We start from the raw sequence: 26673 nt of genomic DNA, 5'->3' as shown, positions 1-26673 counted from the left end.
TGTGTGACACGGTCGTCGGTCACGGACACCCTGTGTTGACCTGTTCGACACTTACACTGAGGTCGGCCCGACGCCGTCACTAGGGAGTTCTCGGTGCCCACCGACCGGTCTGTGCCCGACTCAGTGTCCGCCTCCATCTCCGACGAACCCGAGCGCGAACCGCGTGAGGAATGCGGCGTCTTCGGGGTCTGGGCCCCAGGCGAGGACGTGGCCAAGCTCACCTACTACGGGCTCTACGCCCTCCAGCACCGCGGGCAGGAGGCGGCCGGCATCTCGGTCGCCGACGGCAAGCAGATCGTGGTGTTCAAGGATCTCGGCCTGGTCAGCCAGGTGTTCGACGAGCAGACCCTGTCCTCGCTGCACGGCTACCTCGCCGTCGGCCACTGCCGCTACTCGACCACCGGCTCCACCACGTGGGAGAACGCGCAGCCGGTGTTCCGCACCACCGCCACCGGCAGCGGCATGTCGCTCGGCCACAACGGCAACCTGGTCAACACCGCCGAACTCCTGGCCCGCGCCAAGGACATGGGTGTGGACATGCGCGGCGGCGCCACCACCGACTCCGACCTGATGTCCGGCCTGCTGGCCGCGACCGCGGCCGACAAGGGCCTCGAACAGGCGGCGATGGAGTTACTGCCCACCCTGCGTGGCGCGTTCTGCCTCGTCTGGTCGGACGAGAACACCCTGTACGCCGCCCGCGACCCGCAGGGTGTGCGTCCGCTGGTGCTCGGACGGCTGGAGCGCGGCTGGGTCGTGGCCAGCGAGACCGCGGCCCTGGACATCGTCGGCGCGTCCTTCGTGCGCGAGGTCGAGCCCGGCGAGCTGCTGGCCATCGACGCCGACGGCCTGCGGTCGTCCCGGTTCGCCAACCCCGAGCCCAAGGGCTGCATCTTCGAGTACGTCTACCTGGCCCGACCCGACACCACGATCAGCGGCCGCTCCGTGCACGCCACCCGTGTGGACATCGGCCGCCGACTGGCCCAGGAGCATCCCGTCGAGGCCGACCTGGTCATCCCGGTGCCGGAGTCCGGCACCCCCGCCGCCATCGGCTACGCCCAGGCCTCCGGCATCCCGTATGGGTCCGGTCTGGTCAAGAACGCCTACGTCGGCCGGACCTTCATCCAGCCGTCGCAGACCATTCGCCAGCTGGGCATCCGGCTCAAGCTCAACCCGCTGCGGGACGTCATCCGCGGCAAGCGCCTGGTCGTCGTCGACGACTCCATCGTGCGCGGCAACACGCAGCGGGCCCTGGTCCGCATGCTGCGCGAGGCCGGCGCGATAGAGGTGCACGTGCGGATCGCCTCGCCGCCCGTGCGCTGGCCCTGCTTCTACGGCATCGACTTCGCCTCGCGGGCCGAGCTGGTGGCCAACGGGCTGGACTTCGACGGCATCCGCCGCTCGATCGGCGCCGACTCCCTGGGCTACGTGTCGCTGGAGGCGCTCGTCGCCGCCAGCGAGCAGCCGAAGACCCGGCTGTGCAGCGCCTGCTTCGACGGGGACTACCCGATCCCGCTGCCCGAGGACGCCATGATCGGCAAGCATCTGCTCGAAGGCATCGAGGAGAAGGCCGTCTCGGGCTCCGCCGCACCCACTCTCGTCAACGGGTACGGTGCCGAGGACGCGCTGCGTCGCCCCTGAGTTCTTCCTACGAGTAACGGAGCTTCTCGACCGTGAGCACGGACACCAACAGCCCGAAGGCCACCTACGCGGCGGCCGGCGTCAGCATCGCCGCGGGCGAGGAGGCGGTCGAGCAGTTCAAGCCGTGGGCCCGCAAGGCCAGCCGGCCCGAGGTGCTGGGCGGCATCGGCGGCTTCGCCGGCCTGTTCAAGCTCAGGCTGGACCGGTGGAAGGAGCCGGTGCTCGCGGCCTCCACCGACGGCGTCGGCACCAAGATCGCGATCGCGCAGGCCATGGACGTCCACGACACCATCGGCGTCGACCTCGTCGCCATGGTCGTGGACGACCTGGTCGTGTGCGGGGCCGAGCCCGTGCTGCTGCAGGACTACATCGCCATCGGCAAGGTGGTGCCGGAGAAGGTCGCCGCCATCGTCAAGGGCATCGCCGAGGGCTGCGTGCAGGCCGGCTGCGCGCTGCTCGGCGGCGAGACGGCCGAGCACCCCGGGCTGATGTCCGACGGCGCGTACGACGTGTCGGCCACCGGCATCGGCGTGGTCGAGGCCGACAAGATCCTCAGCCCCGAGAAGGTCCGGGACGGCGACGTCGTCATCGGCATGGGATCCACCGGCCTGCACTCCAACGGCTACTCGCTGGCCCGGCACGTGCTGCTGGACATCGCCCGCATGCCGCTGGAGGGGCACGTCGAGGAGTTCGGCCGCACCCTCGGCGAAGAGCTGCTGGAGCCGACCAAGATCTACGCCAAGGACTGCCTGGCCCTGGCCGCCGAGGCCGACGCCCGCACGTTCGCGCACGTCACCGGCGGCGGTCTGGTGTCCAACCTGGCCCGGGTCATCCCCGACGGCCTCACCGCGACCCTGGACCGCGGCACGTGGACGCCGGCCCCGGTGTTCGCGCTGATCGCCCAGCGCGGGCGGGTCGAGCGGGACGAGATGGAGAAGGCCTTCAACATGGGCGTCGGCATGGTCGCCGTCGTGTCGGCCGAGGACGCCGACCGCGCCCTGGCCGTGCTGACCGCCCGCCACGTGCCGGCCTGGGTGCTCGGCGAGATCGGCCCGGCCGGCGAGCAGCGGGTCGTGCTGCGGGGCGACCACCCCCGCTTCTGACGCCGATTTTCGGTGGACGGCCCCCGGTAATCTTGGGGCCATGGCCGACGAACTCCTGGTGACGCCGTCGCTGGTGATCGCCGGCACGGAACTGCGTGAACGGTTCTCCCGGTCCTCCGGACCGGGAGGACAGGGCGTCAACACCACCGACAGCCGGGTCGAGCTCTCCTTCGACGTCGCGGCGTCACCCTCGATCCCCGATCACCTGCGCCCGCGCATCCTCGCGCGGCTGTCCACCCGCCTGGTCGACGGCGTGCTGACCATCGCCGCCAGCGAGTACCGCTCGCAGCTGGCCAACCGCAACGCCGCCCGCGAGCGCCTGGTGGCGGTCCTGCGCACCGCCTCCGCCCCGCCCCCGGCCCGGCGTCGCCCCACCAAGCCCTCCCGCGGCGCCAAGGAGCGCCGCCTGGAGGCCAAGCACCAGCGCAGCGAGGTAAAACGCAACCGCCGCAAAACCTCCGACGACTAACCGCGAGTCCCGCTCTCGGGCAACTGAATGTCGAGTTACGGAACTCGACACATGGCTGCTGGAGAGCGGGACTCGCGGTTGTCAGCTGCGGGGTTTGACGGAGACGACCTCGATGTGGGCTTCGAGGGTGTCCAGGGCGCCGACGACGTAGCCGAACCGCAGGCCCTCGATGGCGATCTCGGCGACGATGACGTCCGACTCGGGGCCGATCAGGCCGCCGGCGGCGGTGACGAAGTCCCAGGCCGGGTCGGGCTCCAGCTCGAAGGCCCGCTGGATGACCACGCTGAGCTCGTCCAGCGAGGTGGTCGACGCGACCTCGATCTGCTGCTCCCCGTCCGGAAAGACGACCTTGAGCACGTGGGCGGTCTGCTCGACGTCCTCAGGCACCGGCAGCAGGTCGTCGAAGTCGGCCTCCAGGGCCTCCTCGATGTCCCGCAGCGCCACCAGCTCGTCGCTGTCGGCGCGGAACTCCACCAGCTCCGGGTCGTGGTAGGCCTCGGCGAAGCGGGCCAGGATCTCGGGCAGCCGCTCCTCCCACACCACCAGCTGCTCCGGCGTGCAGGTGAAGTGCACCCAGGCGGTGATCGCCTCCGGCAGCAGCGCCAGGTCCTCGTCGGAGATCTCGATGTTGGCCGGCACGCTGACGCTGAGCAGGTAGTCCAGGGAGGCGGGCCCGATCTGGCGGACGCGGCGGCCGTTGGACGAGGCCGAGCTGGCGGCCAACACGGCCCAGGAGCGGGCCAGCTCGACGTCGGGGAACGGCCGCGAGGCCAGGAACTCCTCGACCACCGGCTCGAAGTCCTCGATCTCCGGCAGGTCGTCGGACAGCCCGGCGATCCGGGCCTGGAGCAGGGCGAACTCCATGGCCGGGTTGGTGTCGTCGCCCATCTCCAGCATCTCGCCGTGCACCTCGGGCCCGTCCACCAGGAACAGTCCGAGCGGCCCGTCGATGCGCTCCAGGGCCTCCGCCGCCGTCAGCCGCACCGGCTTGGGCGAGGGATCGATGTTCACGCCCAGTTCCCGGGCCAGCGCCTGCCCGTCGGTCTCGGCCCGCTCGACCACGGCGATCTGCGCGATGTGCAGCACCTGCGCGTGGTCGACCAGCACGCCCATCACGATGTCCGGGTAGGCCAGGGTGATCAGCTCGACGTCGCCGAACTGGTCGGCCACCGACCAGGCTTCGACCAGGTCGGGCTGCTTCTGCCGGTACCAGTCCGGCGCGGGCACGCCGGTCGAGGTCAGCTCGGTCGCCGCGTCGAGGAAGAAGCCCTGCTCCTCGTCGAAGCCGACCGACCCCAGCGCCAGCAGCGCCGCCAGCGTGGCCGGGCTGCCCTTCTCCACCAACCCGTCGACCAGCTGCTCCATCGAGCGGTCCATGGTCTCGTCCGGGTCGCCGTCCCGCTGCCACGCCGCCCGCCAGAATCCGCCGATCAGCCCGGCCGCCCACAGCTGCGCCTCGTACAGCGACTTCATGCCGAGCAGGTCATTGGCGGCGACCACCGCCGCGTCGACGGGCGACTGCGGGCGCGGGCGCTGCCCCTTGCGCTTGGGCTTGCGGTTACGGCTGACCGGGCTCATGCGGCGAATCGTCGCATGAAGCCCGGTCAGCCTCGAAATCAACCGATCAGCGCGCCACCTCGGCGGCCAGCCGCTCCACCTGCGCCGGCGGGCACATCAGCACCACGTTGAACGGCACACCCTCGCGTCCCACCGGCCGCGCCCAGTCACGAGCCGACACACGCAACACCCGGAACAGCACCTCGCGTTCCGCCGGCTCGTCGGCCAGCAGCCGGTCCGCGTTCCTGATGACGATCAGGTAGCCGTCGGCCGGCAGCCAGGCCAGATCGCGCAGGCAGTCCGCGAGCGCGCTCCAGTTCCAGCCGAAGTAATCCGGGAACCGCAGCCCTCGGTCGAACTGCTCGAACGTCAAGTCCGTGTTGGTCATCTGGTCCGCGTCCAGCGCGGCCACCACGGACGTCCCCGTGGCCGGCAGGGCCAGCCGGGCCTGGACGTCCGCGGTGTCCGGAAGCACGTGCAACCACGGCTCGGTGACCGTCCACAGTGACGCGTCCATCAGCCGTGGGTGGGGAAGCCGAGGTCGATGCCGGACTGGCGGGGCCAGCGGGCGGTGACGGCCTTGGCCCGGGTGTAGAAGCGGACGCCCTCGGCGCCGTGGACGTGGGTGTCGCCGAACAGGGAGTCCTTCCAGCCGCCGAAGGAGTAGTAGGCCATCGGCACGGGGATGGGCACGTTGATGCCGACCATGCCCACGTGCACCCGCCGCTGGTACTCCCGCGCGGCCTGGCCGTCGCCGGTGTAGACGGCGGTGCCGTTGCCGTAGGGGTTGTCGTTGACCAGGCGGACGGCGTCCTCGAAGGTCTCGACCCGCACGACCGACAGCACGGGGCCGAAGATCTCGTCACGGTAGATCGACATCTGCGGGGTGACGTGGTCGAACAGGGTGGGCGCGACCCAGAAGCCGTTCTCGAAGCCGGCGGGGGCGTAACCGCGGCCGTCGACCACGAGCGTGGCGCCCTCGGCGACGCCGGCGTCCACATAGGACGAAACCTTGTCCCGGTGGACGCCGGTGACCAACGGGCCCATCTGCGACGCTGAGTTGTCGCCGGGGCCGGTCACCAGCTGCCGGGTGCGGGAGGCGATGGCCTCGACCAGACGGTCGGCGACATCGCCGACGGCAACGATCACCGAGATGGCCATGCACCGCTCGCCCGCGCTGCCGTAGCCGGCGGAGACAGCGGCGTCGGCGGCGACGTCGATGTCGGCGTCGGGAAGCACGACCATGTGGTTCTTGGCCCCGCCCAAAGCCTGCACCCGCTTGCCGTTGGCGGTGCCGCGGGCGTAGACGTGCTTGGCGATCGGGGTGGAGCCGACGAAGGAAACCCCGGCCACATCGGGGTGATCGAGCAGCGCGTTGACGGCGGTGGCGTCACCCTGGACGACGTTCAGCACGCCGTCGGGCAGACCGGCCTCGCCGAACAGCTCGGCCAGCCGCACGGAGGCGGAGGGGTCGCGCTCGGAAGGCTTGAGCACAAAGGCGTTCCCGGCGGCGATGGCGACGGGGAACATCCACATCGGGACCATCACGGGAAAGTTGAACGGGGTGATGCCGGCGACCACGCCCAGCGGCTCACGCACGGAGTACGCGTCCACGCCGCGGGAGACCTGCTCGGAGTGCTCGCCCTTGAGCAGATGCGGGATGCCGCAGGCGAATTCCACCACCTCCAGGCCGCGCTGCACCTCGCCGGCGGCGTCGGAGACCACCTTGCCGTGCTCGGCGCTGATGATCTCGGCCAGCTCGCCGGCGTGCTCGTGCACCAGCTGCCGGTACGCGAACAGCACCCGACTGCGGGTGGACAGCGACGAGTCCGCCCACGACTGCGCGGCCTTGACCGCCGAGGACACGGCCAGGTCCACATCGGACTGGTCGGCCAGCGCGACCTGCCGCGCCACCTCGCCGGTGCTGGGCCGGAACACATCACCGGTGCGGGTCGACGAACCGGTCGTGCGGGCCCCGTCGATCCAGTGCGGTGTCACACTCACGTCGAAATCCTCCTGCTCATCGCGGTGGCGGCGCGGTGGTCGCGCGGACCACCAGTGACGGGTGCAGCAGTTGGTGGACGGCGTCGGTCCGCCCGCGCACCCGGTCGATCAGGGCCTGTGCGGCCAGCCGGCCCATCTCGTGCCGTGGCTGGTCCACAGTGGTCAGTGACACGTGCCGCAGCGCGGCCAGCGACGTGTTGTCGTAGCCGATCACGGAGATGTCCTGCGGCACACGAAGTCCGGCGTCCTCCAGCGCGGAGATCGCCCCGACGGCGTTGTAGTCGTTGGCGGCCACGATCGCCGTGGGCAGCGTGCCGCCGGCCTCGACCAGGCCGCGCACGGCCCGGGCGCCGGCGGTGTCGGTGTATTCGCTGGCGACGACCAGCGGCTCTAGCCCGTGCCGCTGCATCGCGGCGACGTAACCCTTGCGGCGCAACGAAGCCTGCGATCCTCCGCCGCCGTCGAGGTGGGCGATGTGCTGGTGGCCGAGTTCGACGAGGTGATCGACGGCCAGCCCGGAGCCAACCTCGCCATCGTCGTTTACAGTGTCCACAGTGGACAGGCGTGAGCCGCGGGACACCAGCACCAAAGGGGACTGCTCGGCGGCCTTGGCGATGGTCGAGGCCGGCACGACCGGGCCGAGCAGCGCGACGCCGGCCGGCCGGAAGGACAGAAGGTTGTCCACCGCGCGGCGCTCACGGGTCGGGCTGCGGCCACCGGTGTTGATGATGAGGTCGAAGCCCTGCTCCGTGACGGCGGCGTCGAAACCGTCCACCACCTCGGCGAAGAAGGCGTTGTTGAGGTCCGACACCATCGCGGCCAGCACCGTCGACGTGGCGCTGGCCAGCGAGCGGGCCATCAGGTGCGGGGAGTAGCCGAGCTCCTCGGCGGCGGCCAGCACGGCGCTGCGCCGCTGCTCGCTGACCTTGGGCGAGCCCCGCATGACCAGCGACACCAGCGCGCGCGACACCCCGGCTCGCGCCGCCACGTCCTCCATGGTCGGACGGCCCATCCACAACCTCCAGGCTTGACCGATCCAATGGTCACAAGGGTGAAACCGGCCCTTGACATCCGTGTGACGCACCATACAGGGTTGGAGCGCTCCAACCAATAGAGCGCTCTAACGGACGGATGGAGATCCCGCACATGCGCATCGGAGTTGCCGGCGTCGGGCGGATCGGCGCCATGCACGCCGCCAACCTCGCCTCCCTGGACCAGGTGGACGAGGTTGTCCTGTTCGATCCGGTCCCCGGCCGCGCCGCGCAGGCCGCCGCCGAACTGGGGGCCGGCACCAGCCACGTCGACGACCTCGACGCGCTGCTGGTCACGGACGGCGTCCTGCTGGCCACCCCGACGAACACCCACCCCGAGATGCTGCGCCGCAGCATCGGCGCGGGCATCCCGGTGCTCTGCGAGAAGCCCATCGCCAGCGACCTGGCCACCATGCAGGCCCTGGTCGACGAGGTGGAGGCGGCCGGCGCGAACGTGCTGGTCGGCTTCCAGCGCCGGTTCGACCCGTCCATCGTCGAGTTGCACCGCCGGCTGCGGGCCGGTGAGGTGGGCAAGGTGTACCTGGTGCGCGCCCTGGGCAACGATGCCCAGCCGCCGGACTTCGGCTACCTGCCGGCATCCGGGGGCATCTTCCGCGATCTTTTCGTGCACGATCTCGACGCCGTGCCGTGGCTGGTCGGGGAGCCGGTGGTCGAGGTCTACGCCTCCGGCTCGGTCCTGGTCGACCAGGCCTTCGCCGACGCCGACGACGTGGACAACGCGGTCATCACCCTCAAGTTCGCCGGTGGGGCGCACGCGCTGATCGCCGGCGGGCGGCACGACCCGCTCGGCTACGACCACCGGATCGAGGTCATGGGCAGCAGGGACTCGCTCACGGTTGGTCTAGACCCCCGCACCCCGCTGACCTCGCTCGAACCGGACGGGCCCAAGGTGTCCATTGACGCCTACCCCGGATTCCCGGAACGATTCCGCAACGCGTACCTCAACGAGATGGCGGTGTTCGTCGACGTGGTGGCCGGTCGTGCCGACAATCCCTCCCCGGTTCGGGACAGCCTGGTCAGCCTGCGTCTGGCGGAGGCCTGCGAGCAGTCGCGCCGCTCGGGCAACCCGGTCCGGCTGCTGTCGGAGGTGGGCGCGTGAGCGAGAGCATGATCAAGGTCGCCGGAGCGCCGATCTCCTGGGGCGTGTGCGAGGTCCCTGGCTGGGGCCGGATGCTGCCGCCGGAACTCGTGTTGTCGCAGATGAGCGAGCTGGGACTGACCGCGACCGAGCTCGGCCCGCCGGCCTATCTGCCCGAGGACCCGGCCGTTCTGCGTGAGACGCTCGGCGGACACCGGCTGACCCTGGTCGGCGGATTCCTGGCCGTCGTCCTGCACGACGCGTCGCGCACTGAGGAAACTCTGAGGGAAGCCGAGCACTCCGCGAAGGTGCTCGCGGCCGGCGGGGCCGAAGTGCTCGTGCTCGCCGCCGCAACGGGTCTCGACGGGTACGACGAACGTCCACAGTTGACAGATGGCGAATGGTCCACCCTGATCTCCACCTGTGCCGCGATCCGGGAAGTCGCGGCCGGGCACGGCCTGTCGACGGTGCTGCACCCGCACGTGGGCACGCACGTCGAACGCGGCGCCGAGGTCGAGCGGTTCCTCGCCGACTCGGATCTGCCGCTGTGCCTGGACACCGGGCACCTGCTGATCGGTGGCACGGACCCGGTCGAGCTGGCCAAGCGCCATGCCGCCAGGATCAGCCACGTGCACCTCAAGGATGTCCGGGCCGAGATCGCCGACGAGGTTCGGTCGGGTCGGCTCGGCTACGCCGAAGCGGTCGCCCAGGGCATGTACGTGCCGCTGGGCGACGGCGACGTGGAGGTGGGGGCGATCGTGCGCTTCCTCCACGAGGCGGGTTACGGCGGGTGGTACGTCCTGGAGCAGGACACCGCCCTGGCCGAGGATGGCACCGAGGGCGCTGCGCCTGATTCATCGGCAAAACCCCTGCGTGACACCGCTCGGAGCATCGCTTACCTCGACACGGTCGTCCGGGACCTGTAAACCGGCGGCCGCACTTCCCCAGGAGCGACAATGTTGTCCAAGAAGTCCAAGAGGATCCTGCTTGGCATGGCGGCCGCGGCCGGCGCGATCGCGCTGGCCGCGTGCAGTGGGCCCGCCTCGTCTTCGAGCGGCGGCTCGGCCCCGGCGAACGGCTCCGCCACCAGCGGCGGCCCGATGAACGTCGCGGTGGTCACGCACGGCTCGGCCGGTGACTCGTTCTGGAACGTCGTGAAGAACGGCGCCACCGACGCGGGCAAGCAGCTCGGCGTGAACGTCACCTACAACTCCGACGGCGATCCTGGGGCGCAGTCGAAGTTGATCGACAACGCGGTCGCTCAGCACGTCGACGGCCTCGTGGTGTCCATGGCCAACCCGGACGCGCTCAAGACCTCCATCCAGGCCGCGGTCAAGGCCGGCATCCCGGTCATCACCATCAACTCCGGCCAGTCGCAGAGCGCCGCCTTCGGGGCCCTGGCCCACGTCGGCCAGGACGAGGGCATCGCCGGCCAGCAGGCCGGGGCCAAGCTCAAGGCGACCGGCAAGACCAACCTGCTGTGCGTGATCCACGAGGCCGGCAACATCGGCCTGTCGCAGCGTTGCGACGGCGCCAAGCAGGGCTTCGGCAAGACCACCAACCTCCAGGTCGACATCAACAACCCGACCGACGTCGAGGCCAAGATCAAGGGCGCGCTGCAGACCGACTCCTCGATCGACGCGGTGCTCACCCTCAACCCGCAGATCGCGCTGTCCGCGGTGAACGCGGCCAAGGAGGCCAACTCCAAGGCCACCGTCGCCACCTTCGACCTCAACTCGGACGTGGTCAGCGCCATCAAGGCCGGCCAGATCGCCTTCGCGGTCGACCAGCAGCAGTACGAGCAGGGCTACCTGCCGATCGTGATGCTCAAGCTGTACCGCGACAACGCCAACACCGTCGGCGGCGGCCAGCCCGTGCTCACCGGCCCCGGCTTCGTGGACAAGTCCAATGTGGACAAGGTCGCGCAGTACGCGTCACGGGGCACCCGATGAGTGATTTCTCGGGCACGCTGACGACCGACGAGCGCATCGCCAGTCCCGGCCTGCTCACCCGACTGGCCGTCCGGCCGGAGATCGGCGCGCTGATCGGCGCGCTGGTGGTGTTCGTCTTCTTCACGGTGATCACCAGCCAGTTCGTCACGCTGGCCGGCATCTCCACGTGGATGGACACCTCGGCCACCATCGGCATCGTCTCGGTCGCCGTGGCGCTGCTGATGATCGGCGGCGAGTTCGACCTGTCGGCCGGCGTCATGACCGCCTCCACCTCGTTGGTGACGGCCATGCTCTCGGTCAAGCTGGGCGTGAACGTGTGGCTGGCCATCGTGGTGTCGCTGGTGTTCGCGCTGGCCGTCGGCGCGTTCAACGGCTGGCTGGTGATGCGCACGAAGCTGCCCAGCTTCATCGTCACGCTGGGCACCTTCTTCGCGTTGCAGGGCATCAATCTCGGCGTGACCACGCTGGTGACCGGCACCGTCCAGGTGTCGGGCATCGCCACCGCGCCGGGCTACGCCTCGGCCGGCTACCTGTTCGCCTCCACCTTCACGCTGGGCGGCTCGCCGTTCCCGATCTCCATCGTGTGGTGGGTCGTGGTGACGGCGCTGGCCGCCTGGCTGCTGGTGCGGACCCGCTTCGGCAACTGGATCTTCGCCGTCGGCGGCTCCGCGGCCAGCTCCCGCGCGGTCGGCGTGCCGGTGGGCCGCAGCAAGATCCTGCTGTTCATGACCACCGCGGGCGCGGCCTGGCTGGTCGGCACGATCAACATCCTGCGGTTCACCACCGTGCAGGCCAACCAGGGCATCGGCCTGGAGTTCGAGTACATCATCGCGGCGGTCATCGGCGGCTGCCTGCTGACCGGCGGCTTCGGCTCGGCGATCGGCGCCGCCATCGGCGCGCTGATCTTCGGCATGGCCAACCAGGGCATCGTCTACGCGCACTGGAACAGCGACTGGTTCAAGCTGTTCCTCGGCATCATGCTGCTGGCCGCGGTGCTGGTGAACAACGGCTTCCGGGCCAGGGCGGAAAGGGCGCGGCGATGAGTGCACTGCTCGAGGTCCGCGACGTCGGCAAGACGTACGGCAGCGTGATCGCGCTGCGCGATGTGTCCACCGTGGTCAACGCGGGCGAGGTCACCTGCGTGCTCGGCGACAACGGCGCCGGCAAGTCCACGCTGATCAAGATCCTGGCCGGGCTGCACCAGCACGACGCCGGCCAGTTCCTGGTCGACGGCGAGCCGGTGCGGCTGTCCTCGCCGCGCGAGGCCCTGGACCGCGGTATCGCCACCGTGTACCAGGATCTGGCCGTGGTGCCGCTGATGTCGGTGTGGCGCAACTTCTTCCTCGGCTCCGAGCCGACGAAGGGGTTCGGCCCGTTCCGGGTGCTCGACCGGCGCAAGGCCAAGGACGAGACCCGGTGGGCGCTGGCCGACATGGGCATCGACCTGCGGGACGCGGAGCAGCCGGTGGGCACGCTGTCCGGCGGCGAGCGGCAGTGCGTGGCCATCGCCCGCGCGGTGCACTTCGGCGCCAAGGTGCTCATCCTGGACGAGCCGACCGCGGCGCTGGGCGTGAAGCAGGCCGGCGTGGTGCTCAAGTACGTCGCCCAGGCCCGCGACCGCGGCCTCGGCGTCGTGCTGATCACGCACAACCCGCACCACGCCTACCCGGTGGGCAACCGGTTCCTGCTGCTCAAGCGGGGCCGCAGCCTGGGGTCCGTCGACAAGAAGGACATCAGCCTGGAGGAGTTGACCAGGCAGATGGCCGGTGGCGCGGAGCTGGAGGCGCTTCAGCACGAACTCCGTGGTGCGGCCCAATGAATCGGCAACTGGAGGCGCTCACGATCGGCCGGGTCGGGGTCGACCTGTACCCGGAGCAGAGCGGCGTGCCGCTCGCCGACGTGAGCACCTTCGCCAAGTCCCTGGGCGGCACGGCCACCAATGTCGCGGTGGCCGCCGCCCGGCTCGGCCGGCGCACGGCCGTGCTGACCAAGGTCGGCCCGGACGGTTTCGGCGAGTACGTCCGCAAGGCGCTGACGGGCTTCGGCGTGTCGCCGGAGTTCGTCGGCACCGCGCCGGACCTGCTGACGCCGGTGGTGTTCTGCGAGCTGAACCCGCCGGCCGATCCGCCGCTGCTGTTCTACCGGCTGCCGGTCGCGCCGGACCTCACGCTGACCGAGGACGATGTGCCGTGGGACGTCGTCGAGGACGTGCCGCTGCTGTGGGTCACGGGCACCGGCGTGTGCCGTGAGCCGGCCCGCTCCACCCAGCGCAAGATCCTTGAGCGTCGGGCCAAGAGCGGGCACACCGTGCTGGATCTGGATTACCGCCCGATGTTCTGGTCCGATGTGGACACCGCACGAGCCGAGATCGGCTGGATGCTCGACCACGTCACGGTGGCCGTCGGCAACCGGGCCGAGGTCGAGGTGGCGGTGGGCACGTCCGACCCGGACGAGGCCGCGGACCGGCTGCTGGCCAGGGGGATTTCCCTTGCCCTGGTGAAGAAGGGCGCGGACGGCGTGCTCGTCGCCACGCCTTCGGGGCGCGAAACCGTGACGCCGCAACGGGTCGAGGTGGTGTGCGGGCTGGGGGCCGGCGACGCGTTCGGCGGCTCGGTGATCAACGGTCTGCTGGCCGGCTGGGACCCGGTGACGATCGCCCGGCACGCCAACGCCGCCGGTGCGATCGTGGCCTCGCGGCTGGCCTGCGCCGACGCCATGCCCGACCCGGGCGAGATCGAGGAGTTGCTTTCCCTTGTTGACTGACCAGCAGTGGGCCGGCCTGCTGCACACCAGGGCGACCGACCCGCATGCGGTGGCGGTCGCCTACGCGACGCGGCGGCGCCGTCCCGCACTGCTGTCCGGCACGGGAACGCTGTTCCTGGTCGCCGCCGATCACCCGGCACGAGGGGCGCTGGGTGTCGGTGGCGATCCGCTGGCCATGTCCGACCGCCGTGAGCTGCTGGACCGGCTGCTCACGGCGCTGGCCAATCCCGCGGTGGACGGCCTGCTGGCCACCCCGGACATCGTCGAGGAGCTGCTGCTGCTCGACGCGCTGCACGACAAGATCGTCATCGGCTCGATGAACCGCGGCGGCCTCGCCGGCGCCGACTGGGAGATCGAGGACCGCTTCACCGGCTACGACGGTCAGTCCATTTCGGACTGTCGGCTGGACGGCGGCAAGATGCTGCTGCGCATCGTGGACTCCGACGCCGGCACCATTCCCACCTTGCAGGGCTGCGCCGACGCGGTGACGGACCTGGCCGGGCAGGGGCTGATGGCCATGGTCGAGCCGCTGCCGTACACCCGGGACGCCGACGGGAAACTGGTGCTGCAGAAGGATGCCGCGTCGCTGGCCCGTGCCGTCACGGTGGCGTCGGCGCTGGGCGTCACCTCGGCGTACACCTGGCTGAAGCTGCCGGCGCCGTCGGACCTGAAGGTGTTGGACACCACCACGTTGCCGGTGGTCGTGCTCGGCGGCGTGCCGTCCGGCAACCCGGCCGACGACCTCGCGGCCTGGGGCAATGCCCTGACGCATCCCGTGGTTCGAGGTTTGGTGATCGGTCGCGCCCTGTTGTATCCGCCCGACGGCGATGTCGCTGCCGCCGTGCAAGCCGCCGCAAAGGTTTTGGAGGCCGCGTCGTGAGTCTGCACCGTCCACTGGGGACGCTCTCGGACGGCGAGGACCCGGTTCGGCTCGCGCCGGAGGACGCCGGCTGGGCGTACACCGGCCTTCGGGTGCTGCTGCTGCACCCGGGCACCTCCCGTGTGATCGAGACCGGCGAGTTCGAGGCGTTCGTGCTGCCACTGGCCGGCGGCTGCGTGGTCGAGGTCGACGGCCAGCGCTTCGAGCTGGAAGGCCGGGACTCCGTGTTCACCCGGGTCACCGACTTCGCCTACGTGCCAAGGGATGCCACCGTCACGTTGTCCACTCGGGACGGTGTGGAAGTGGCGCTGCCGATGGCCCGCTGCACCCGGCGGCTTGAGCCCAGGTACGGGCCGGCCGAGGACGTTCCGGTCGAGGCGCGCGGCGCCGGCAACGCGACCCGGCAGGTCACCAACTTCGGCGTGCCCGGCGTGTGGGACCACGCCGACAAGCTCAACGCCTGCGAGCTGATCACGCCCGACGGCAACTGGTCCTCGTACCCGCCGCACAAGCACGACGAGGCGTCCGAGTGCGAGGTCGTCAACGAGGAGATCTACTACTTCCGTATTGCCGGCCGGGACGGCGTGAACACCTCGCGGGAGGGCTTCGGCCTGCACCGCACCTACACCGCCGACGGCGAGATCGACGAGGACGTTGCCGTCCGCGACGGCGATGTTTTCCTTGTCCCGCGCGGTTATCACGGTCCGTGCGTGGCCGCGCCGGGCTATCCGATGTACTACCTGAACGTGCTGGCCGGGCCGGCCGACGACCGTTCCATGGCCTTCTGCGACGATCCCGCCCACGGCTGGGTGCGCGACACGTGGGCCACGATGCCGCTCGACCCCCGCTGCCCAATGACATCTGCATCTGGGACCTCCGCGAAGGGACGCGTCCGATGAGGCTGACCACCGCCCAGGCCCTGGTCCGCTGGATGATCGCCCAGCGCACGGAGCTGCACGACCTCACCGAGGCCCCGCTGTTCCCCGGTGTGTTCGCGATTTTCGGGCACGGCAACGTGCTCGGACTCGGCACCGCCCTTGAGGAGCACCGCGACGAGCTTCCGGTGTGGCGCGGGCACAACGAGCAGGGCATGGCCCTGGCCGCCGTCGGCTACGCCAAGGCCACCGACCGCCGGCAGGTCGGCGTGGCCACGACTTCCATCGGTCCCGGCGCCCTGAACCTGGTGACCGCCGCCGGTGTCGCGCACGCCAACCGGCTGCCGCTGCTCCTGCTGCCCGGCGACACCTTCACCAGCCGCGCCCCCGACCCGGTGTTGCAACAGATCGAGCCCTTCCACGACGGCACCGCCACGGTCAACGACGCCTTCCGGGCCGTCAGCCGGTACTTCGACCGCATCACCCGCCCCGAGCAGTTGCTGGGCGCGTTGCCACAGGTCGCGCGGGTTCTCACCGACCCGGCCGACTGCGGTCCCGTGACCCTGGCGCTGCCTCAGGACGTGCAGGCCGAGGTCTTCGACTTCCCCGACTCGCTGTTCGAGCCGGTGGTGCACCGGGTGCTGCGCCCGCAGCCCGACACCCGGTCGGTCGTCAACGCCGCCTCGATCATCAAGGAGTCCGTGCGGCCCCTGCTGGTGATCGGCGGCGGTGTCCGGTACTCCGGGGCCGCCGAGTACGCCATCGGCTTCGCCGAGCGGCACGGCATCCCCATCACCGAGACCACCGCCGGCCGGACCGTGGTCCCCCACGACCACCCCCTGCACGCCGGTCCGCTCGGCGTCACCGGCTCCACCTCCGGCAACGAGCTGGCCGCCGAGGCCGACCTGGTCATCGCCGTCGGCACCCGGCTCCAGGACTTCACCACCGCCTCGTGGTCGGTCTTCTCCCCGGACGTCCGGCTGGTGAGCATCAACGCCGCCCGTTTCGACGCCGTGAAGCACGGTGGCCTGGCGCTGGTCGGCGACGCCCGGGCCACCCTGGCCAACTTCGTCGGGCTCGACAGCTGGCAGGCGCCGGCCGAGTGGACCGCCCGCGCGCAGACCGCCCGGGCGGGCTGGGACGCCCACATCGACAAGCTGCGGGCTCCCACCGAGGAGCTCACGTATGCCCAGGTCGTCGGCATGGTCAACGACCAGTCCGGGCCGGCCGACTACGTGATGACCGCCTCCGGCGGCCTGCCGGGCGAGCTCATCGGCGGCTGGCGGGCGTCCGGGCTGGCGACCATGGACGTCGAGTACGGCTTCTCCTGCATGGGCTACGAGATCGCCGGCGCGTGGGGCGCGGCCATGGCCCGTCCCGAGGGCGTCGTCACCACCCTGTTGGGTGACGGTTCCTACCTGATGCTCAACTCCGAGCTGTTCAGCGCCGCCTTCGCCGGGCACGGCTTCGTCGCCGTGGTGTGCGACAACGACGGCTACGCGGTGATCCACCGCCTCCAAACGGGGCAAGGGGCCGCCGGCTACAACAACATGTACGCCGACTGCCGGACCTCCCTGCCGGAGCCGCCGCGGGTCGACTTCGCCGCCCACGCTCGGGCCCTGGGCTGCGCCGTCTTCCCGGCCGACGGCGGTTCCTTCGCCGCCCAGTACGCAGCCGCCCGCTCGGCGGCGGCCGAGGGCAAGGTCGCCGTTGTGACCGTGCGCACCCACCCCTCCTCGTGGACCGAGGCCGGTGCCTGGTGGGAGGTCGGCGTCCCGCAGTCCTCGCACCGCCCCGAGGTGCTGGCCGCCCGGGCCGAGCTCGACGAGGCCAGGACCCACCAGGTCCGCTACCTGCACCAGCCGTGACCGCGGACGGCCCCGCTCCCGGTCGGGGGGAGCGGGGCCGCCGCTGTCAGGTCACGCCGCCAAGATCTCCCACCACTGCTGCGGCTGGAAGTTCTTCTGCCACAGCTGGGCCCGGGCCCCGTTGTCCGGCCCGTTGGTGTCCCGGTCGACGCAGGTGTTGAAGTTGTTCAGGAACCGCCCGTTGTAGATCGCCAGGTCGTTGGCGCGGGTCCACCACTGCTGCTGGCTGGTGCTGTTGCACTGCCAGAGTTGCAACACCGTGCCGTTGTTGCCGCCGCCGTTGAGGTCGGCGTCCAGGCACATGGTCTGGAATCGGCCGTTGATGAGGAATCCGTCGTCGGTCGAATACCAGGCCTGCTGGCTCGACCCGTTGCAGGCCCACACCTGGACTCGGGTGCCGTTTCCGCCGTTGGTGGCATCGGCGTCGAGGCATTGGCCCTTGTTGCCGTACAGGCTGTGGATCCGGATCCACGCGGCGGCCGTCGAATGCGGCCGCACGCCCGTGGCCGCGGCCTTCAGCGGCACCAGCCCGCCTGGCGCGGCCGGGGCGGCGTCGGCCTGCGAGGTCAGGACGGTGGCGATGAGTGTGATCGCGATGGCCGCGGCGGCCATCAGCTTTCTGTGCATCACGAGAAACTCCCTCGTTCGAGGAAACAGTTCGATGTGCACAGCCAGATGTAGTGGCGCCGGTTTTGATTAGTTGTGGTTTCGGTCGTTCGATTACCAAGCTAACAACGAGCATGATCGCCGTGAACTATTTATCAATGCGGCCCCGGGTTGACCCGATCCGCTGACGAGCGGCCGGAACCCCGGCGGCGCTGATCAACTGCCGCTATCGTCGGCGGCGATGCACCCCTCGCGTGTCCCGGTCCGCTGCCCCGACCACTTCCCCGACGGCTTCCGCCGCCTCGTCGCCCAGATCGCTGACGACCTCGCGGCGGCGCTGCCCCGGCTGCATCCGGAGCTGAGGGTGGAGATCGGCGATCCCGCGGACCGGCCGCTGCTGGCCTGCACGGTGTGGTTCGACCACGTGCGCCGGGCCGCCTTCGGACTGCCGGTGCGCATGCTGAATGCCGGCGTCGAGCAGCTGCGGCGGAACCTGGCCGAGCGGCTCCAGGACGTGTTCATCGAGGAGTACGGCCGCCCGCTGCCGCCGTGCCCGGGGCACGAGCATCCGCTGGTGCCCGAGGTGCGGGACGCCGCGATGTGGGTATGCCCGAACGACCCGGGTCACTGGTCCTGTCGGATCGGTGACTACCGGGTTGACGGGTAGGCAAAACGGAGGGCTGGGCGGCCGGTCACCCGGCAGCCCAACCCTCGCCATGTCGCAGACGCGTCAACGACGGTAGTCGTCGTAATCGTCGTCGTACGGGTCGTCCGTAGGCTCATCGTCCGGCGGACCCACAGTGGACTGCTCGCCGCCCGACAGCTCACGCTGCAGCGCGTCGAAGTCCGTGTTGTGGGAGCTGTACTTGAGCTCTCGGGCCACCTTCGTTTGCTTGGCCTTCGCTCGGCCGCGCCCCATGGCTCGACCCCCTCGCACAGGGACGGGGGCGGCCGGGGGAATCGGCGGCCCCACTCGTCACGACAACTGGTTCCTGGTAACTACCGTACCGTGTCGACGGGGTTCGGTGCGACGCGGCTTGCCTGTGGACCGCGCGACACCCCGACGACGCCCGGTCGGGCCGCCGATCGTGGCACGATTCCGGTGTGCCCCGCCCGTTCTCCGCTTACCTGCGAGTGTACGAACCGTTGTCGGCCTTCGACGCTCCGTTGGCCGACCGGCTGCGTCAGGCCGTCACCGACGGCCCGCTGAGCCGAGCGGAGGCCGGCGACCGGGAGCGCGAACTGTGGCTCCGATCACAGCTGGCCACGCCGCCGCGGCTGCTGCCCGGCGAGCTGTCCGACGGCCGCCCCGCCCCCAACGCCCCGGTCGACGTGCTGGTGCTGGATCCGGCCGAGGTGCCGACCAGCGAGAGCGCCACCGTGGGCCCTGGGCCACTCGTCTGCCCGCTGGACATGCGGCCCCGCTCCGCGGCGGCGCTGGTGGGCTTCCTGAGCACCTCTTCCGGCGTGCTGAAGGCCGCTGCCCTGACCATCCCGGCCGACATCGCCCGCACCCGGGCCGGCGCCGTCATGGCCGAGCTGCACGGGGGCGCGGTGCATGTGGTGTCCACCACGTGGACCGTGCCGCTGCCGTGGTTCTCCCTCGTCGACCCGGACAGCCGGCACATCATCCTGGCGCCCCGCGAGGACGGCGAACGGCAGGTCGCGTGGCGGATCGCCATGGCCGACGCCCGCCGCCGGGTGGCGCGGGCCCACTCCGTGGTCCGGGAGTCGCTCGGCGAGAACGGCCCGGCCCGGGTCCTCAAGGACACCGGCCGTTGGCTGGAGCACTTCCACCCGCACTCGGCCGTCGAGCTCGACTACGGCGGCCTCGTCCAGCTGCTCGACGACCAGGAGCTGCTCGAGGACACCTCGGCTCAGGACGTGCACGCCATCGTCGACGCCATGGAGTCCGGCGACGCCGACGCCGTCGCCTCCCGCTACGAGCAGCTCCGTGACTTCTGGGGCGAGCTCGCCGGCAAGGAACGCCTGGGCTGACCCCAAGTCAAGTTCGGAAGGGACCATTCCTCCACTCGGAGTGTAGGAAGGACGCCTTCACGCCGTCGGATCGGTGCGGGTGCGCTCGTTGGCCAGCAGCTCGTCCACCGAGGCGCTGCCCCGCTGGTAGCGACCGGCGATCTCGGCGTTGAGCTTGTCCATCACGATCTGCACCTCGCGGCGGCGGGCCGAGACCGAGGCCTCCTCGGCCACGAAGGCCTGCCGGGCCTGGTCCAGCTTCTCGTCGGTCAGCGACGCCACGTCCGACAGGTCCACGTCGGAGACCAGCGCCTCGACGTGCCGACGGTGCGCCTCCGCCCGTGACGGCTCCATCGTCTGATAGCGGCCGAGACCGGTCGCCGGACCGACGGCGTTCTCGGACAGGATCGAGACCAGGCGGTCCACCACGGAGGCGCCGCCGCCCTCGACTCTGCGTTGCTGCTCCGCCTTCACGATGTCGATTCGGGCGTGGAGCAGCCGACGCAGGTAGGACAGGTCGGTCTCCTCCTGCGCCGTCTCATCGCGCAGCGCGCGGACCTCATCGAGCGGACGCTGCTCGACACCGGCCGTGTAGTCCGGAGCGAGCACCCGGTCGATTCGCCGCCGCCCGCCAGGACGGACCTCGATCACACCGCCATCCTGAAGCACGTGGGCGTCACCCGCCAACACCTAGGAGTCGGTTTCAACCGGACCGTTGCACTCCGAGCAGCTTTCGGACCTCGTCCGCCGGCAGCGGCGGCCGCTGGGCTATCCGGGCGAGGCCACTGGCCCTGGCCACCAGCTGAGCGTTGTCGCGGACCCGCTCGCCCCGTGCGTAGGAGATCGTGTCCTCCATCCCGACACGCAGGTGACCGCCCGCCGAGAGCGCCGCGAACATCACCGGTATGGCGGAGCGCCCGATCCCGGTGGCCGAGAACGTCGCGCCCTCCGGGATCACCCTCAGCGCCGCCGCCAGCGTCTCCGTGTCCCCCGGCATGCCTCCCGGCACCCCCATCACCAGGTCCACGTGCACGTGCCCACCCGCCGGCAGGCCGTGCTGGTCCAGCAGCCGGCGCAGGCTCGTCAGCTGGCCCAGGTCGAAGATCTCGTACTCCGGCACGATGCCCCGGTCCCGCATCCGCTTGTGCAGCTCGACCACGAACTCCCAGCGGTTCATGAAGACGTCGTCGCCGAAGTTGACCGTGCCCATCGTGCAGGAGGCCGAGTCCGGGCCCGCCTCCAGCACCCGCAGCCGGTTTTCCTCCGGATCCGTCACCGCGCCGCCCGTCGACAGCTGCACCACGAGGTCCGTCTCCGCCCGCAGCGCCGCCACCGTCGCCTTCAGCAGACCCAGGTCCAGCGTCGGCTTCGCGTCCGTGCCCCGGATGTGGACGTGGATCATCGACGCCCCCACCCGCTCGCAGTCCCTGGCCGTGCTCACCAGCTCGTCCAGGGTCACCGGCAGGTTCGGCACGTCCGCCTTGGCGTGCTCCGCCCCCGTCGGGGCCACCGTGATGAGCGTGCCGTGCGAACCAGGGCGCTGCGTCGACGCTGACATGCGCCGATCCTCGCACGGCATCGGCTCTGGACGGAAGATTTCCCGCCCAACCCCAATTTCTGCATAAAATCAACAGCTTTGCCCGCCCCGGTGGACACAGTCCCCCGCCCAACCCGGGGGGCGACCCCGACGCCAGCCTATCGAAGCAAGGGGTCGCCGAGGGGGTAGGAAGATCGAGATGTGGATAAGTCGGGGGGTGTGGACAAGGGGTTAGCGGCCCAGGTTGCGGACGGCTTCGCGGCCGAGGGCGGCGTTGTCCGGGGGCACCGAGTCGGGGTCGATGGAGGCGGCGATGGGCTCCTCGGCGGGGCCGGCGGCCAGCACGGCGTCGAGGGGGACCGAGCGCTTGATCAGGGCCAGGGCGATGGGGCCGAGCTCGTGGTGGCGGACGGCGGTGCCGACGCGGCCGACGACCTTGCCGTCCAGGGTGACGGGATCGCCGGTCTCGGGCAGGGCGTCGAGGGAGCCGTCGAGGTGCAGCAGGAGCAGGCGGCGGGGCGGGCGGCCGACGTTCTCGACCTTGGAGACGGTCTCCTGGCCCCGGTAGCAGCCCTTGTTGAGGTGCACGGCGGTGCCGATCCAGCGGGCCTCGTGCGGGATGGTGCGGTCGTCGGTGTCGACGCCGAGCCGGGGGCGCAGCAGCTCGACACGCAGGGCCTCGAAGGCCAGCGAGCCGGCGGGGCGGGCCCCGGCGTCAACCAATCGGGTGAACTCGGCGTCCTTCGACTCGCGCGGAACGAGCAGGTCGGCGCCCCACGGCATGGGGCGGACCAGGCCGCCGAAGGTGACCAGGGACGGCGTCTGAGGACCGACCACCGACAGAACGGCGATCTCGGCGGTGGCGTCCCGGGGCTCGACCTTGGACCAGAACCGCATCGACTCCAGGTAGGCCAGCAGGGCCTTGCCGGTGCCGGGCTCGACGTCCAGCCAGGCGGTGCCCTCGAAGTCGGTGAGCACGGCGTGGTGCTCGACCCGGCCCTGGATGTCGAGCACCAGCAGCTCGGTGGTCTCGCCGTCACGGAGGTTGAGCACGTGCTGGCTGGTGAGGTTGTGCAGCCAGGTCAGGCGGTCCTCGCCGGGCACGGCGATGACCTCACGGTTGGAGCGGTCGACCACGGCCGCCGACCGGGCGGCGACGCGCTGCTCGGCGAAGGGGTCGCCGTAGTGCCACGGCACGCCGGCGTCGACGGAACCGGCGGGGGCATCAACGGCGGTCAAGGGGTCTCCTCAGAAGCGGAACAGTTGCGGCAGATGCCCGACAACGCGAGGTGGCTGGCGTCGAGCTGGAAGCCACGGCCACGGCTGAGCCGAGCGGCGAGGTCGTCCAACAGGTCACACGGCACCTCGTCGACCTGCCCACAGCTGTGGCACACGAGGTGCACGTGCTCGTGCTCCTCGACGGAGTAGGACGGCGCTCCGTGGCCGAGATGGGTGTGCCGGACCAGGCTGAGCTTCTCCAACAGCTCAAGGGTCCGGTAGACGGTGGTGATGTTCACGGTCGGCGTGACGCGTTGCACCCGCTGGCAGATCTGCTCGGGCGTGGCGTGCTCGAGCTCGCGGACGGCGTCCAGCACCAACTGACGCTGAGGGGTCATCCGCAGCCCACGCTCGTGCAACGTGCGGCGCAGCCGCGCGGCCTCCTCGGGGCTCACGGTCTCCACTCCCCCAGGATAGGACGTCGCAGAACCGGACGCGGCGGGCTGAGTAGGCTCGGCCCATGCGCGTGCTGGCCTTCCTGGACGGAACGACCGCGGATCCCGAGGCCCCGCTGCTGCGGGTGGACGACCTGGGGTTGCTCCGCGGCGACGGTGTGTTCGAGACGATCCTGGTGGTCGACGGCAAACCGAGGGAGCTGGCTCCGCACCTGGACCGGCTGGACCGCTCGGCGGCCATGCTCGAACTGCCTGAGCCCGACCGGGCGGGCTGGGAGCGGGCGGTCGACGCCGTGATCAACAACTGGTCCGGCGGCAAGGACATGGCGCTCAAGCTGATCCTGACCCGCGGCAACGAGTACGGCGACGGCACGCCGACGGCGTTCGCGATGGGCCTGCCGATCGCCGACAAGGTGCTCAAGCAGCGGGCCGAGGGCATCGCGGCGGTGACGCTGGAGCGCGGCTTCGAGCCGGGCCTGGCCCAGCGGGCCCCATGGCTGCTGCTGGGGGCCAAGTCGCTGTCGTACGCGGTGAACATGGCGGCCGGCCGCTACGCCGCCCGCGAAGGCGCGGACGACGTGATCTTCACGGCGGCCGACGGCTCGGTGCTGGAGGGCCCGACCTCGACGCTGGTCCTGGTCCGCGACCGCACGCTGGTGACGCCGCCCTCGACGATCGGCATCCTGCCGGGCACGACCCAGGCGGCGCTGTTCCGCGCGGCCGAGCGGGCCAGCTGGTCGATCAAGGTGGAGCCCATCCCGGCCGCCGACCTGGTCGAGGCCGAGGGCCTGTTCCTGGTGTCCAGCGTCCGCTGCGTGACCCGCATCCACACCCTGGACGGCCACCAGCTCAAGGACTCCTCGGCGCTGCTGCGCGAGCTGACCGCCCTCTACGAGTCCGAGTACTGAGCCTTCGCCGCACGTTCCGCGCGGGGCGGGTTCGCTCTGATCCGGCGCCTTCCCTTGGCTCAGCTCGATCGATGGACAGACTCGATCGAGCTGAGCCCGCGGTCCAGGCACCGGCGCGAACCCGCGGTTCGTGCCGCCGGCCCGACCACAAGAACTACCTGAGGCCAGTGTCCACTGCGGACATCAGGGTGCCGGTGTCGCCGGACATCTCCCAGATCATCGCGCCGAGCAGGCCCTTGCTCTTGATGTAGGCCATCTTCTGCGCGATGGACCAGGTGTCGTCGAACGACCACCACTGGTTGCCGTCATATCCATACGTGGCAACGGCCTGGGTGTTGTGATAGACGGTCATGCCGGGCACGGAGCTGATCAGGTTGCTGTAGCCCCGGGTTCCGGCCTCCTCGGGGAACTGTCCCGTCGCGGCACCATGTGCGGCCTGCCATTCGCCATGGGCGCCACCGTCGATGACGCCCTGCCAACCTCGGCCGTAGAACGGGATTCCCACGGTCATCTTGCGTGGATTGACCCCGGCCGCGAGATAGGTCTGCACGGCCCCGTCCACGCTGAAGTGGAACGAATACGGGTCGTTCGACGCCGGGTACAGGTTGGCCTGGTCGCCGGTCTGGTTGGGCTCCCACGAGTTGTCGCTGCCGGAACCGTGGAAGTCGTAGCCCTGCACGTTGAACATGTCCAGTGACTTGCCGGTCTGCGGCAGGTCCCAGCCCTCGCTGACCTTGGCCGGGTCGGCGGGGGTGAACGCGGACAGCTGATACCGCTTGCCGTTCGCGGCGCCCAACGCGTCCAGCTCGGCGCGGAACTCGGCCAGCAGCGCGGTCAGGTTGGCCTTGTCGGACGGGCTGTAGTGATTGCCGGGGTGGCCGTTGGCGTCGCCGGGCCACTCCCAGTCGATGTCGATGCCGTCGAAGATGCCGGCCGCCACGCCCGCGCCGCCGGCGCCCTCGGTCTGCGGCAGGTTGCCCTTGATCCAGGTGTCCAGGCACGAGGCGACGAACTTCTTGCGCGACGCGTCGGTCTTGGCCACGTCGGAGAAGTACTTCGAGTACGTCCAGCCGCCGATGGAGACCAGGATCTTCATGTTGGGGTAGAGCGCCTTGAGTTCCTTGAGCTGGTTGAGGTTTCCGCGCAGCGGCGCGAAACCGTCGTCGGCGACGCCGTTGACGGCCTGGGCCGCGGCGAACGGACGGCCGTAGTCGGCGTCGGCGTCGCCGGCCCCGTCACCCTGGTTGGGGTCCTCGGGATCGGCGGTGGTGCCACGGGTGACGCCGGACAGGCAGGTCAGATTCACGGGGTCGATGTTCTCGAACGCGTACAGCAGATGCGTCAGCTTCGCGGCCGCACCGGTGGTCACCAGGTTCTTGACGAAGTACTGGCGGCCGTAGATGCCCCACTGCACGAAGTAGCCGACCTTGGCGTAGCCGCTGCCGATGACGTCGGAAGTCGTTGCGGTGACGGCACTGCTGGCCGCGGACACGTTGTCGTAGCCGTCACGGGCGCGAACCGTGAACGTGTACTGAGTGGACGGACTGAGGCCGGTCACGGTCGCTGACGTGCCGGTGACCGTTGTGGCGACGGCAGATCCGTTGAACACGTCGTACGACACCACGCCGGTGTTGTCGGTGGACGACGACCAGCTCAGCGAGATCGTCACGGAATCCTTGCCAGTGACGGCCAGGTTCGTTGGGGCAGAAGGAGCCTGGGTGTCGGCCGACGGGTCGTTGGTCGTCACGGTGACCGGCGCGCTGGCCGCCGAGGACGTGCCATGAGCGTCCTTGGCCTTGACGGTGAAGGTGTACGACGTCTTCGGCGTCAGGCCGGCGATCGCCGTTGACGTGCCGGTGACCGACGCGGCCAGCGTGGATCCGTTGTACACGTCATAACCGGCGATGGGCAGATCCCCTGCGGTGGCGGCATTCCAGGCCAGCAGCACAGTCTTGGTGGTCTTGGCCGTGGCGTGCAGGTTCGTGGGCGCACTCGGTGGCGCGTCGGCGGATCCGTCGCACTTCAGGTCGTTGACCCGGCATTTCTGTGGGCTGCCCGAACCGCTGACCGTGAACGTCAGGCTGTACGGCTCGGTGCTGCCATGGGCCTTCACCACCGTGTTGTAGTAGGCCGGGGTGGCCACCACATGGGTGCCGGTCTGCGTCACGGTGCCGTTCTGGCCATTGCTGACCGTGGTGCCGCTGGGCAGGTCGAAGGTCAGCGACCACGACTTCAGGTCGGTGTCGGAGTTGTTGGCCACCACGTACTTTCCGGTCGACCCGGCCTGCGAGTACTGCGCGGTCACGGCGGCCGACGGCGGCGGGGTCGTTCCGCCCGACCCGTCGCAGTTGACCCCGTTGAGCAGGCACGCGGCGGGCGTGGCTGCCGAACTGAGGGAGAAGGACAGGCTGTACGGCTCGGTGTTGCCATGGGCGGCAACGGTGTTGATGTAGTACGCCGGCGTGGCCGTCACGTGGGTGCCGGACTGGGTGAGGGTGCCGTTCTGCGGATTGCTCGCGGTGACGCCGGCGGGCAGGTCGAAGGCGATCGACCAGCCGGTGATGGCCGCGGCCGTCGAGTTGGCCACGACGTACTTGCCGCCGCCCGCCGATGCCGTGAACGTGGCGGTGAGGCCGGTGGTCGCGGCCGCCTGTGGGGCGAGCGCGACGGTGGCGCCTAACGTCAGCAGGGTTGCCGAGAGCAGTGCAAGCTTGCGCATGGTGCTCCTACGGT

At 70.4% G+C, this 26673-nt stretch carries 26 protein-coding genes; 15 read left to right on the top strand and 11 right to left on the bottom strand.

The window, feature by feature from the left end; translation table 11 throughout:
* Positions 1-111: 111 nt before the first annotated feature.
* The 3 genes from purF to arfB are packed head-to-tail and all read left to right on the top strand — an operon-like array spanning position 112 to position 3210.
* Complete coding sequence (gene purF, locus AB0M73_RS21870) at positions 112-1638, top strand: amidophosphoribosyltransferase (RefSeq protein WP_363893048.1); 1527 nt, start codon at positions 112-114, stop codon at positions 1636-1638.
* 32 nt (positions 1639-1670) lie between these two features.
* Positions 1671-2741: a phosphoribosylformylglycinamidine cyclo-ligase gene (gene purM / locus AB0M73_RS21865; RefSeq protein ID WP_043720922.1), complete on the top strand. Its 1071-nt coding sequence runs from the start codon at positions 1671-1673 to the stop codon at positions 2739-2741.
* 40 nt (positions 2742-2781) lie between these two features.
* Positions 2782-3210 (top strand): alternative ribosome rescue aminoacyl-tRNA hydrolase ArfB, encoded by a 429-nt coding sequence (gene arfB, locus AB0M73_RS21860; RefSeq protein ID WP_052395497.1) that lies wholly within the window; start codon positions 2782-2784, stop codon positions 3208-3210.
* Positions 3211-3291: 81 nt separating this feature from the next.
* On the opposite strand, the gene AB0M73_RS21855 is transcribed toward arfB, so the two are convergent.
* The 4 genes from AB0M73_RS21855 to AB0M73_RS21840 are packed head-to-tail and all read right to left on the bottom strand — an operon-like array spanning position 3292 to position 7783.
* Complete coding sequence (locus tag AB0M73_RS21855; protein WP_363893045.1) at positions 3292-4788, bottom strand: hypothetical protein; 1497 nt, start codon at positions 4786-4788, stop codon at positions 3292-3294.
* A 46-nt stretch (positions 4789-4834) separates the two neighbouring features.
* Complete coding sequence (locus AB0M73_RS21850; RefSeq protein WP_363893042.1) at positions 4835-5284, bottom strand: barstar family protein; 450 nt, start codon at positions 5282-5284, stop codon at positions 4835-4837.
* The gene (locus tag AB0M73_RS21845; RefSeq protein WP_363893188.1) at positions 5284-6765 is read right to left on the bottom strand and encodes a CoA-acylating methylmalonate-semialdehyde dehydrogenase; all 1482 of its coding nucleotides are present in this window, start codon (positions 6763-6765) and stop codon (positions 5284-5286) included. Before AB0M73_RS21845 ends, AB0M73_RS21850 begins: the two co-directional genes overlap by 1 nt.
* Positions 6766-6787: 22 nt before the next feature.
* Entirely contained in the window at positions 6788-7783 is a 996-nt protein-coding gene (locus tag AB0M73_RS21840) for a LacI family DNA-binding transcriptional regulator (protein ID WP_363893040.1), read from the bottom strand.
* A gap of 134 nt (positions 7784-7917) precedes the next feature.
* Here AB0M73_RS21840 and AB0M73_RS21835 point away from each other — a divergent pair, with 134 nt between their 5' ends.
* From AB0M73_RS21835 to iolD, 9 genes are read left to right on the top strand one after another with little or no spacing between them, the layout of a single operon-like run.
* The gene (locus AB0M73_RS21835) at positions 7918-8922 is read left to right on the top strand and encodes a Gfo/Idh/MocA family oxidoreductase (RefSeq protein ID WP_363893038.1); all 1005 of its coding nucleotides are present in this window, start codon (positions 7918-7920) and stop codon (positions 8920-8922) included.
* A gap of 8 nt (positions 8923-8930) precedes the next feature.
* Complete coding sequence (locus AB0M73_RS21830; protein ID WP_363893185.1) at positions 8931-9827, top strand: TIM barrel protein; 897 nt, start codon at positions 8931-8933, stop codon at positions 9825-9827.
* Positions 9828-9857: 30 nt separating this feature from the next.
* Positions 9858-10853 carry a sugar ABC transporter substrate-binding protein gene (locus AB0M73_RS21825; RefSeq protein WP_043720930.1) on the top strand — a complete coding sequence of 332 codons (996 nt, stop codon included), beginning with the start codon at positions 9858-9860 and terminating at the stop codon, positions 10851-10853.
* Positions 10850-11896 carry an ABC transporter permease gene (locus AB0M73_RS21820; protein WP_043720932.1) on the top strand — a complete coding sequence of 349 codons (1047 nt, stop codon included), beginning with the start codon at positions 10850-10852 and terminating at the stop codon, positions 11894-11896. The genes AB0M73_RS21825 and AB0M73_RS21820 overlap by 4 nt, the downstream gene beginning before the upstream one ends.
* A complete protein-coding gene (locus tag AB0M73_RS21815) occupies positions 11893-12672 on the top strand; it encodes an ATP-binding cassette domain-containing protein (RefSeq protein ID WP_363893035.1) in 780 nt (259 codons plus the stop codon). The genes AB0M73_RS21820 and AB0M73_RS21815 overlap by 4 nt, the downstream gene beginning before the upstream one ends.
* On the top strand, positions 12669-13616 hold the full coding sequence (gene iolC, locus AB0M73_RS21810) for a 5-dehydro-2-deoxygluconokinase (protein WP_363893033.1): 948 nt from the start codon (positions 12669-12671) through the stop codon (positions 13614-13616). Before AB0M73_RS21815 ends, iolC begins: the two co-directional genes overlap by 4 nt.
* Positions 13606-14496 carry an aldolase gene (locus AB0M73_RS21805; protein ID WP_363893031.1) on the top strand — a complete coding sequence of 297 codons (891 nt, stop codon included), beginning with the start codon at positions 13606-13608 and terminating at the stop codon, positions 14494-14496. Before iolC ends, AB0M73_RS21805 begins: the two co-directional genes overlap by 11 nt.
* Positions 14493-15395, top strand: coding sequence for a 5-deoxy-glucuronate isomerase (gene iolB / locus AB0M73_RS21800; protein WP_363893029.1), 903 nt, complete (start codon positions 14493-14495; stop codon positions 15393-15395). Before AB0M73_RS21805 ends, iolB begins: the two co-directional genes overlap by 4 nt.
* Entirely contained in the window at positions 15392-17239 is a 1848-nt protein-coding gene (gene iolD, locus AB0M73_RS21795; RefSeq protein ID WP_363893027.1) for a 3D-(3,5/4)-trihydroxycyclohexane-1,2-dione acylhydrolase (decyclizing), read from the top strand. The genes iolB and iolD overlap by 4 nt, the downstream gene beginning before the upstream one ends.
* Positions 17240-17290: 51 nt before the next feature.
* Here the strand turns inward: iolD and AB0M73_RS21790 are convergent, their stop codons facing one another.
* Positions 17291-17866, bottom strand: a complete 576-nt coding sequence (locus tag AB0M73_RS21790; RefSeq protein ID WP_363893025.1) for an RICIN domain-containing protein — start codon at positions 17864-17866, stop codon at positions 17291-17293.
* A 220-nt stretch (positions 17867-18086) separates the two neighbouring features.
* Between AB0M73_RS21790 and AB0M73_RS21785 the strand changes: the two genes are divergently transcribed.
* A complete protein-coding gene (locus AB0M73_RS21785; protein ID WP_363893023.1) occupies positions 18087-18512 on the top strand; it encodes a hypothetical protein in 426 nt (141 codons plus the stop codon).
* A gap of 63 nt (positions 18513-18575) precedes the next feature.
* Here AB0M73_RS21785 and AB0M73_RS21780 read toward each other — a convergent pair whose 3' ends face one another.
* A complete protein-coding gene (locus AB0M73_RS21780; RefSeq protein WP_363893021.1) occupies positions 18576-18764 on the bottom strand; it encodes a DUF3073 domain-containing protein in 189 nt (62 codons plus the stop codon).
* A 185-nt stretch (positions 18765-18949) separates the two neighbouring features.
* Between AB0M73_RS21780 and AB0M73_RS21775 the strand changes: the two genes are divergently transcribed.
* Complete coding sequence (locus tag AB0M73_RS21775; protein WP_043720949.1) at positions 18950-19843, top strand: hypothetical protein; 894 nt, start codon at positions 18950-18952, stop codon at positions 19841-19843.
* A gap of 57 nt (positions 19844-19900) precedes the next feature.
* On the opposite strand, the gene AB0M73_RS21770 is transcribed toward AB0M73_RS21775, so the two are convergent.
* The 4 genes from AB0M73_RS21770 to AB0M73_RS21755 form a co-directional block, all read right to left on the bottom strand.
* On the bottom strand, positions 19901-20473 hold the full coding sequence (locus AB0M73_RS21770; RefSeq protein ID WP_363893019.1) for an aerial mycelium formation protein: 573 nt from the start codon (positions 20471-20473) through the stop codon (positions 19901-19903).
* Between the two features lie 52 nt (positions 20474-20525).
* Positions 20526-21380 (bottom strand): 3-keto-5-aminohexanoate cleavage protein, encoded by an 855-nt coding sequence (locus tag AB0M73_RS21765; protein ID WP_363893017.1) that lies wholly within the window; start codon positions 21378-21380, stop codon positions 20526-20528.
* Between the two features lie 210 nt (positions 21381-21590).
* Positions 21591-22598 (bottom strand): folate-binding protein, encoded by a 1008-nt coding sequence (locus AB0M73_RS21760; protein WP_363893015.1) that lies wholly within the window; start codon positions 22596-22598, stop codon positions 21591-21593.
* Positions 22595-23041 carry a Fur family transcriptional regulator gene (locus AB0M73_RS21755; protein WP_255360942.1) on the bottom strand — a complete coding sequence of 149 codons (447 nt, stop codon included), beginning with the start codon at positions 23039-23041 and terminating at the stop codon, positions 22595-22597. Before AB0M73_RS21755 ends, AB0M73_RS21760 begins: the two co-directional genes overlap by 4 nt.
* Positions 23042-23097: 56 nt before the next feature.
* Here AB0M73_RS21755 and AB0M73_RS21750 point away from each other — a divergent pair, with 56 nt between their 5' ends.
* A complete protein-coding gene (locus AB0M73_RS21750; RefSeq protein ID WP_363893012.1) occupies positions 23098-23940 on the top strand; it encodes an aminodeoxychorismate lyase in 843 nt (280 codons plus the stop codon).
* 154 nt (positions 23941-24094) lie between these two features.
* Here the strand turns inward: AB0M73_RS21750 and AB0M73_RS21745 are convergent, their stop codons facing one another.
* Positions 24095-26659: a glycosyl hydrolase family 18 protein gene (locus AB0M73_RS21745; RefSeq protein ID WP_363893010.1), complete on the bottom strand. Its 2565-nt coding sequence runs from the start codon at positions 26657-26659 to the stop codon at positions 24095-24097.
* Between the last annotated feature and the right edge of the window lie 14 nt (positions 26660-26673).

Origin of the sequence: Kutzneria sp. NPDC051319 (assembly GCF_040682195.1) — a bacterium.
GTDB lineage: Bacteria > Actinomycetota > Actinomycetes > Mycobacteriales > Pseudonocardiaceae > Kutzneria.
The sequence above is the reverse complement of the archived record's forward strand: the minus strand, read 5'-3'. Positions and strand labels throughout refer to the sequence as shown.